Source organism: Streptomyces sp. ActVer (genome assembly GCF_027270795.1).
In the GTDB taxonomy this organism is placed as follows: Bacteria; Actinomycetota; Actinomycetes; order Streptomycetales; family Streptomycetaceae; genus Streptomyces; species Streptomyces umbrinus_A.
In genome coordinates this window covers 1-8444 of sequence record NZ_JAPWHT010000444.1, presented here as the reverse complement: position 1 = coordinate 8444, position 8444 = coordinate 1, and the positions used below count along the sequence as shown (strand labels likewise).

The window sequence follows — 8444 nt, the reverse complement described above, 5'->3', positions numbered from 1 at the left end:
GCGAGACGGCCGGGACCACCGTGGCGGCCGTCTCGCCGCTCTCCGCCGCCGACGCCGTGCCGGTCAACGAGGACCCGGCCAGCACGGGCGCGCTCAGCAGGGCGACGGCCGCCGCGGCGACGGCTCGTCTTCGCACCCTGGACGTTCCTGGCACTCTGCTCCGCATCAACTGCTCATCTCCTTCTTCTCTTCTTTCCGCGGACTCGAAAAGACCTAAAAAAGGAGGGACGTCCTCCCCCGTGGGACGCCCCTCCTGAAGGCTGCGCAGCCTTCCCCCGCATCAGAATGTCTGTCACTCCTGGGGCTGTCGTTAGGTGTGAGTCCACAGATCCTGCGCTCTGCGTCTACTCCGCCTGCTCCGTCTGCTCCGGCGAGGAAAGAGCCTGGAGCCGGTACTCCTTGGGCGTGAGCCCGTACGCGGTACGGAAGGCGCGGGCGAAGTCGGAGGCGCGCGGGAGACCCCAGCGGGCGGCGACGGTGTGGATCGGGACGGCGCGCAGCGCGGGGTCCGCCAGGTCGCGCCTGGCACCCTCCAGCCGCAGACGGCGGATCCAGGCCGCGACCGTCTCGACCTCGCCGTCCTCGCCCGGCGCCTGTTCCTGGAAGAGCCGGTGCAGATAGCTGACGGAGATGTGGTGTGCGGCGGCGATCACCGGCGGTGTCAGCTCCGGGTCGTGCAGGTTCTGCCGGATGAACGCCCGTATGTGCGCGGTCATGGCCCGGTGCCGGGTCTCCGGCGGCAGGGCGTCCTCCGCATTGAGCACCTGGGCGAACCAGGCCGAGAGGAGATCGATCAGGACCGTACCCAGGCGCGGTGCGTCGGACGGCTGGAGGAAGTCGGCCTGCCGGTCGAGGCCGATGAGGAACTCCGTCAGCAGCGAGCCGGTCCCCTCCCGTCCCGACAGCCGCCGGCCCAGCAGTTCCCGGACCCGGTCCGGCGGCAGGGGCAGCAGTGCCTTGGGGAAGTCCACGGCCACGCCCGTGACCAGGCGGCGGTCCCCGTCGTGCGGCGGTCGCACCTCGTACGGCTCCGAGGTGTCGGTCACCCACAGGTCGCGTGGGCCGTACAGGTCGGCCCGTCCGATGTGGTCGACCCCCAGCCCACCGCCGAGCACCAGTGACAAGTGGTACATCTCGGGGTCGCACTGCCGCACCATCTTCTCGGTCCGCCGGAACCTCGTCGGCACCACCGACACCGGCCACACCATCGCGGGCCCCAGCTCCAGCAGGCGCTGTTCCGCCCAGAAGTCGGCGGCGTGGTCGCTGGTGATGTCGCTCGGTGCGATCGCCCGGTGGACCAGCTCACGCCAGTAGTCGAACCTGTGCTCCGCAGGCACGTCCTCGCTCCGGAACACCGTCCCGATCATCCCGCCCCGTCCCTCCCCGGCCGCCGGGCACGCTGCCGCCCAATTCCGCCCGTGCGGAGGGTACTTCAATCTTCATACGGTGCATTCGGGTGCCTTGGGAAGCCGACTCGGGCCGTGCCGGCGCCGCCCTCAGATCCCCGCGCCCGTCCGCCGCAGCACCCGCAGCGAATCCGTCACCGAGACCTCCGTGAACGCGCCCGACTCCAGCGCCCGCAGATACACGCGATACGGGGCCTGCCCGGTGAACTCGTCCACCGGGTCGGGGAACACGTCGTGGATGAGCAGCAGCCCGCCCTCGGCGACATGGGGCGCCCAGCCCTCGTAGTCGCCGGTCGCGTGCTCGTCGGTGTGGCCCCCGTCGATGAAGACGAGGCCGAGAGGGGAGTTCCAGAAGGCGGCGATCTGAGGCGAGCGGCCGACGACGGCGACCACATGGTCTTCCAGACCCGCCCGGTGGAGCGTACGGCGGAAGGTCGGGAGCGTGTCCATGACGCCGAGTTCCGGGTCGACCGTCGCCGGGTCGTGGTACTCCCAGCCCGGCTGCTGCTCCTCGCTGCCGCGGTGGTGGTCGACGGTGACCGCCGTGACACCGGCCTCACGCGCCGCACCGGCCAGCAGGACCGTGGAACGCCCGCAGTAGGTCCCGACCTCCAGCAGCGGCAGCCCCAGCCGCCCCGCCTCGGCGGCAGCTTCGTACAACGCCAGCCCTTCCCCGACGGGCATGAACCCCTTGGCACCCTCAAAGGCAGCGAGAATCTCGGGCTTGGGCGCGGCGGGCATGGGGTTCCTCCAGGTCGTACGGGTGTCCGGGCGCCCCATGGTGGCACCACACCCCGGCCCCTTGAGAGGGCAGGGGCGCAGCCCCGCTTTTAGGGGCGCGGGGAACTGCGCGACCAGCCCCCACCGGCCGGCAGCCTCAATCCGACCCGCCCAGCGGAGCGCTACGCAGGGACGACGCTCGGCAGCGCGAGATCCACCTCGACCACCCGCACCCCACCGGGATGGCTCGCCCCCGAGGCAAGCGGACCATGGCCCCCGGCCGTGACGGCCAACACGTACGCACCCTCCGAGGGCACGGCGAGCACATAGTCGCCGCCCTCCGCCGAGAGTGTCGCCCCCGCCTGCCGCCCCCGCCGGTCGATCAGCGTGACCTTGGCCCGGGCGACCGGAACACCGTCGGCGGTGAGGACGCGGCCACGGAAACCGGCCGGAGCGGCCTGGCCGGCCGGGACCGTTTCGGGCGAGACCTCGACGTACTCGGCGTCCTCGCTGGACGCGACGAGATGCGGCTTCTCCGCGTTCACAGCAGCCCGCTTCCCCGGCAGGAACGCCGCGAAGACCAGCCCCAGCAGCACCGCCCCCGTGGCGATCAGGAAGGACACCCGGAAGCCGTGCATCGTAGGGACGGCCACGCCACCCACCTGGTTCGCGGTGTTCGCCAGGACCATCCCGATCACGGCACTCGACACGGACGTACCGATCGAGCGCATCAACGTGTTGAGGCCGTTCGCCGCGCCGGTCTCCGACGCGGGCACGGCACCGATGATCAGTGCGGGCAGCGAGGAGTACGCGAGACCGATGCCAGCGCCCAGGACGACCGCGATGACGATGGTCTGCCAGGCGGCGCTCATCAGGCCGAGACCGGCGCCGTAGCCGACCGCGATGATCAGCATGCCGATCATCAGGGTGACCTTGGGGCCGTACTTGGCGGAGATACGGGCGTACACCGGCGCCGTGAACATCATCGTCAGGCCGAGCGGCGCCACGCACAGACCCGCGACGACCATGGACTGGCCGAGGCCGTAACCGGTCGACGTGGGCAGTTGGAGGAGCTGGGGCAGGACGAGCGAGACGGCGTAGAAGGCGACGCCGACCATGATCGAGGCGAGGTTGGTGAAGAGCACCGCGCGGCGGGCCGTGGTGCGCAGGTCGACCAGCGGAGCCTTCACACGCAGCTCCATCACGCCCCAGAGGAGGAGGACGACGGCCGCCGCGCCGAACAGGCCGAGCGTGGTGCCGGACGTCCAGCCCCAGTCGCTGCCCTTGGTGATCGGCAGGAGGAAGAGGACGAGACCGGCGGAGAGGCCGAGTGCGCCCCAGACGTCGAAGGTGCCCACGGCCCGCATCGGCGATTCCGGTACGAAGACCAGGGTGAGCAGGATCGAGAGGGCGCCGAGGCCCGCGGAGCCGAAGAACAGCGCGTGCCAGTCGGCGTGCTGTGCGACCAGGGCGGCGACCGGCAGGGCCAGACCGCCGCCGACGCCGATCGAGGAGCTCATCAGGGCCATCGCCGAGCCGAGCTTCTCGCGCGGCAGCCCGTCGCGCATCAGGCCGATGCCGAGCGGGATGGCGCCCATCGCGAAGCCCTGAAGGGCACGGCCGACGATCATCACGAGCAGTTCACTGGTGAAGCCGGCTATCAGCGAGCCCACGACCATCACGGCCAGGCTCGCGATCAGCATGCGCCGCTTGCCGTACAGGTCGCCGAGGCGCCCCATGATCGGTGTGGCCACGGCGCCCGCGAGGAGGGTCGAGGTCATCACCCAGGTGGCGTTGCTCGGCGAGGTGCCCAGCAGCTCGGGCAGGTCCTTGATGACCGGCACGAGCAGGGTCTGCATCACCGCGACAACGATGCCCGCGAAGGCCAGCACCGGAACGATTCCGCCGCCGCTGGGCCTTCGCGTGCGCGGTTCCGTCGTTGTCCGGGTCATTACGTGCTGCCTCCAGAGGCGAGAGCGGTGTAGGTGCAGGGTGAACCCCGTGCGCCCAGGCAACTATTCCGTTGCTTCGAGCCGCTAACGAATTCTTGACTTTCTCATTACATGGAGACGTGGACGAGGAGCGGGTGGGGAGCCGGCGAGGAGTGGGTGGGAACCGGATCGGTCCGCATCTGACCTTCCGTCAGATTGGAACGTGTTCTAGTCTGCGCCGCATGGGGATCGGGATCACGCGGGAACAGCGGGACCTGGCCGAGGCCGTACGCGGCTGGATCGCCCGGACGGTGCCACCCGAGGAAACGCGCAAGCTGCTCGACGCACCCGGCGGCCAGGGCGGACGCCCCGCCCACTGGGACGCGCTCGCCGCCCAGGGGTTCATCGGGGTGCACCTCCCGGAGGAGTGCGGAGGCGGCGGCGGGACGGTGCTCGACCTCGCCGTCGTACTGGAGGAGGCCGCGCGGGCGGCCCTGCCCGGGCCGTACGCGGCGAACGCGCTCGCCTCGCTCGTGCTCGCGAGGGCGGGCGCCGCGGCCGAGGGGCTGGTGCGGGATGTCGCCGGGGGCGAGCGGATCGGGGCGGTCGCCCCCGGGACCGGGACGCTGACCGCCGTGGCCGACGCGGACGGGTACGGGTACGTGCTCGACGGGACGGCCCCGCCCGTACTGTCCGGCGGCGACGCGGACCTGCTGATCCTGGCGGCGTCGGTGCCCGTGTCTGTCCCGGCGTCGGTGCCGGTGCCGTTGTCGGTCTCGGCTTCGGCGCCGGGGTCGAGGTCGGCGTCGGTCTCGGCTTCGGTGCCGGGCGGGCGCACGCTGTGGCTGGCCGTGGACGCCTCGCAGCTCTCCGTCCGCGTCCACGAGAGTGCCGACCCGACGAGGGCGACCGCGGAGGTCGTGGCCACGGCGGTACGGGTCCCGGCGGACCGGGTCCTCGATGTCGACTCGGCGCTCGTGCGGGACCTGGCGGCCGCCGTGTTCGCCGCCGACGCGTGCGGGACCGCCGCGTGGGCGCTGGACACCGCGGCCGCGTACGCGAAGGTGCGGGAGCAGTTCGGGCGGCCCATCGGCCAGTTCCAGGGGATCAAGCACCTGTGCGCCGACATGCTGGTCCGCGTCGAACGGGCCGGCGCGCTGGCGTGGGACGCGGCCAGGGCCGTACAGGAGCCGCACGGCGTACGGGAGTTGGTGACCGCTCTCGCCGCGGGTGTCGCGCTCGACGCGGCCCTCACGTGCGCCAAGGACTGCGTCCAGGTGCTGGGCGGCATCGGCTTCACCTGGGAACACGACGCGCATCTCTACCTCCGACGGGCCCTGGTGGCACGGCAGTTGCTCGGTGGCGGGCATCTCCTGAGGGCTGTCGGAGCGGCGGAGAACGGGGCGAGACGCGAGCTCCGTACGGAGCTTCCCGAGGCGGAGGCCGCGCGGCACCGGGTGGCGGCCCGCGCCGTCATCGCACGCGTACGCGGCCTCGAACCGGCCGCCGTGCGGAGGGAGTTGGCGCCCACCGGATACACGGCACCCCATCTGCCCCCGCCGTACGGACTCGGTGCAGGGCCCGTCCAGCAGCTCGCCGTGCAGGAGGAGCTGGCCGCCGCCGGAGTGCGCGTCGGCGACCTGGGGATCGCCACCTGGGTCGTACCGTCGCTCATCGCCTACGGGACCCGGGAGCAGCAGGAGCGGTATCTGCTGCCGACGCTGTGCGGGGACGTGCTGTGGTGCCAGCTCTTCTCGGAGCCCGGTGCCGGGTCCGACCTCGCCTCGCTCCGCACCCGGGCCGAGCGGACCGCGGACGGGCGCTGGCGCGTCAACGGGCAGAAGGTGTGGACGAGTTCGGCCCAGTGGGCGGACTACGGGATCCTCCTCGCCCGGACGAACCCGGACGTCCCCAAGCACAAGGGGCTCACGTACTTCGTCGTCGACATGAAGGAGACGGACGGCATCGAGATCCGTCCGCTGAAGGAGATCACCGGCGAATCGCTCTTCAACGAGGTCTACTTCGACGACGTGGTGCTGCCCGCCGACTCCGTGGTCGGTTCGGTCGACGACGGCTGGCGGGTCGCGCGCAACACCCTCGGCAACGAACGCGTCCACATGGCCGACCAGTTGACCTTCGGCACCGGCCTCGAAGCGATCGTCGCCCGCTCCGCCGACCTCGACGACGCCGTGCGGGAACGCGTCGGAACCCTGATCGCGGAGGCCCACGCGCTGGGCTGCATCGGGCTCCGTACGACCATGCGGCAGGTCTCGGGCGTGGACCCGGGCGCCGGCGCCTCCGTACGCAAGCTCGTCCAGACCGCGCACCAGCAGAAGGTCGCCGAGCTGGCACTCGAACTCCTCGGCCCGGCCGGTGCGTTGCGCGAGGGCGCCGGCGAGCGGGCCGTGCACGGATTCCTGCTCAGCCGGTGTCTGACCATCGCCGGCGGGACGACGCAGGTGCAGCTGAACGTGGTCGCGGAGCGCATCCTCGGCCTGCCGAGGGACCAGCGGACGGGAGACCGGGGAGAGTCATGAAGGCATACGTCGTCGGTGTGGGCATGACCAAGTTCGAGAAGCCCGAGACCCGGGACTGGCAGTACTGGGACATGGTCCGGGAGGCGGGCACCAAAGCCCTCGCGGACGCCGGGGTCTCGTACGACGCCGTGGAGCAGGTGCCCGTCGGCTACTGCTTCCAGGCCTCCACGGCCGGACAGCGGGCCGTCTACGAACTCGGCCTGAGCGGAGTGCCCGTCTACAACGTGAACAACAACTGCGCGACCGGCTCGACCGCGCTGATGCTCGCCCGGCAGTTCGTGGAGGGCGGCGCGAGCGACTGCGTACTGGCGTTGGGGTTCGAGAAGATGGCGCGGGGCGCGCTGGGGGGCGGGGCGGACGGTGGTGCCCGCGGCGGAGCCGCTGATGACTGGAGCAAGACGTCACCGGTGGCGCGTCATTACGCCGTGATGGCGGCGCGGCACGGCTTCGAGATGACGCCGCCCACCGCCCAGATCTTCGGCGATGCGGCGCGCGAGCACATGGAGAAGTACGGCACGACCGAGGCGCAACTGGCCGCCGTGGGTGCCAAGAACCACCGGCACTCGGCGAGCAACCCCTACGCGCAGTTCCAGGACGTCTACTCGGTCGATGAGATCCTCGCCGCCCGTACGGTCCACGCGCCGCTGACCAAACTCCAGTGCTCGCCCACCTCGGACGGGGCCGCAGCGGCCGTCGTCGTGTCGGAGCGGTTCGTGGAGCGGCACGGGCTGGGGGAGCGGGCCGTGGAGATCGTCGCGCAGGCGATGACCAGCGACACGGAGGAGTCGTTCGCCTCCGGGTCGTGCATCGACGTGGTCGGGCAGCCGATGTCGCGGGCCGCCGCCCGGCAGGTGTACGAGAGGGCCGGGCTCGGCATCGAGGACGTCGACGTCGTGGAACTCCACGACTGCTTCTCCGTCAACGAACTGCTGACGTACGAGGCGCTCGGCATGTGCGAGGAGGGGGAGTCCGGGAAGCTCGTGGAGTCGGGCGCGACGACGTACGGCGGGCGCTGGGTGGTGAACCCCTCGGGCGGCCTCATCTCCAAAGGACACCCTCTGGGAGCCACCGGCATCGCCCAAGTCGCCGAGCTGGTCTGGCAGTTGAGGGGCGAGGCGGCGGCCCGGCAGGTGACGGGCGCCCGCGTCGGCCTCGCGCACAACATCGGGCTCGGGGGCGCGGCGGTGGTGACCCTGCTGAGGCGGGGCTAGCGGGTGCGAGAGGGCGGCAGAGGTCCTAGGTCCTGCGGCGGACGGTCCGTCCAGCGAAATTCCGATGTACGGGGCACAAGACCACTGCGAGCATGACACCCATGCCCACCCTCAGAGCCGCCGCAGAGATACCCGTGTCCCGTCGTCCCGCGCCGCCCACCTGGGTGGTGGTCGCACTCGCCTGCGCGGGACAGTTCCTCGTCGTCCTCGATGTGTCCGTGGTCAATACGGCGTTGCCGTCGATGCGGGCCGACCTGGGGCTCAGCGCCCCGGGGCTCCAGTGGGTCGTCAACGCGTACACCATCGCCTTCGCCGGATTCATGCTGCTCGGCGGGCGGGCCGGGGACCTGTACGGCCGCAAGCGGATGTTCCTGATCGGGCTCGCGCTGTTCACGCTGGCCTCGCTCGCGGGCGGGCTCGCCCAGGAGGGCTGGCAACTGCTGGCCGCGCGGGCCGTACAGGGTCTCGGGGCGGCGGTGCTCGCGCCCTCGACGCTGACGATCCTGACGTCGGCCGTGCCCGAGGGTGCGGCACGCGCGCGGGCCATCGCGCCCTGGACTGCCGTCGGCGGGGGCGGCGGCGCGGCCGGCGGGCTCGTCGGCGGGGTCCTGGTCGGCGGGTTGTCATGGCCGTGGGTCC

General features: G+C 71.6%; 6 protein-coding genes. 3 read left to right on the top strand and 3 right to left on the bottom strand.

Annotated elements, in window-relative coordinates; translation table 11 throughout:
- Nucleotides 1-344 precede the first annotated feature (344 nt).
- The 3 genes from O3Q52_RS43355 to O3Q52_RS43345 all read right to left on the bottom strand — a co-directional run bounded on the left by O3Q52_RS43355 (nt 345) and on the right by O3Q52_RS43345 (nt 4078).
- Complete coding sequence (locus tag O3Q52_RS43355; RefSeq protein WP_269654027.1) at nt 345-1367, bottom strand: AraC family transcriptional regulator; 1023 nt, start codon at nt 1365-1367, stop codon at nt 345-347.
- 129 nt (nt 1368-1496) lie between these two features.
- On the bottom strand, nt 1497-2147 hold the full coding sequence (locus O3Q52_RS43350) for a class I SAM-dependent methyltransferase (RefSeq protein ID WP_269654026.1): 651 nt from the start codon (nt 2145-2147) through the stop codon (nt 1497-1499).
- 161 nt (nt 2148-2308) lie between these two features.
- Nucleotides 2309-4078 carry an MFS transporter gene (locus O3Q52_RS43345; protein WP_269654025.1) on the bottom strand — a complete coding sequence of 590 codons (1770 nt, stop codon included), beginning with the start codon at nt 4076-4078 and terminating at the stop codon, nt 2309-2311.
- Between the two features lie 221 nt (nt 4079-4299).
- Here O3Q52_RS43345 and O3Q52_RS43340 point away from each other — a divergent pair, with 221 nt between their 5' ends.
- The 3 genes from O3Q52_RS43340 to O3Q52_RS43330 all read left to right on the top strand — a co-directional run.
- The gene (locus tag O3Q52_RS43340; RefSeq protein ID WP_269654024.1) at nt 4300-6594 is read left to right on the top strand and encodes an acyl-CoA dehydrogenase; all 2295 of its coding nucleotides are present in this window, start codon (nt 4300-4302) and stop codon (nt 6592-6594) included.
- Complete coding sequence (locus O3Q52_RS43335; RefSeq protein WP_269654023.1) at nt 6591-7805, top strand: lipid-transfer protein; 1215 nt, start codon at nt 6591-6593, stop codon at nt 7803-7805. Before O3Q52_RS43340 ends, O3Q52_RS43335 begins: the two co-directional genes overlap by 4 nt.
- Before the next feature lie 92 nt (nt 7806-7897).
- On the top strand, nt 7898-8444 hold a 547-nt coding region (locus O3Q52_RS43330; RefSeq protein WP_269654022.1), incomplete at its 3' end, for an MFS transporter.

Excerpts from the sequence above, each read along its gene's own strand:
- O3Q52_RS43345 (WP_269654025.1), bottom strand. The coding sequence starts at position 4,078 with ATGACCCGGACAACGACGGAACCGCGCACGCGAAGGCCCAGCGGCGGC.
- O3Q52_RS43340 (WP_269654024.1), top strand. The coding sequence starts at position 4,300 with ATGGGGATCGGGATCACGCGGGAACAGCGGGACCTGGCCGAGGCCGTA.
- O3Q52_RS43350 (WP_269654026.1), bottom strand. The coding sequence starts at position 2,147 with ATGCCCGCCGCGCCCAAGCCCGAGATTCTCGCTGCCTTTGAGGGTGCC.
- O3Q52_RS43335 (WP_269654023.1), top strand. The coding sequence starts at position 6,591 with ATGAAGGCATACGTCGTCGGTGTGGGCATGACCAAGTTCGAGAAGCCC.
- O3Q52_RS43355 (WP_269654027.1), bottom strand. The coding sequence starts at position 1,367 with ATGATCGGGACGGTGTTCCGGAGCGAGGACGTGCCTGCGGAGCACAGG.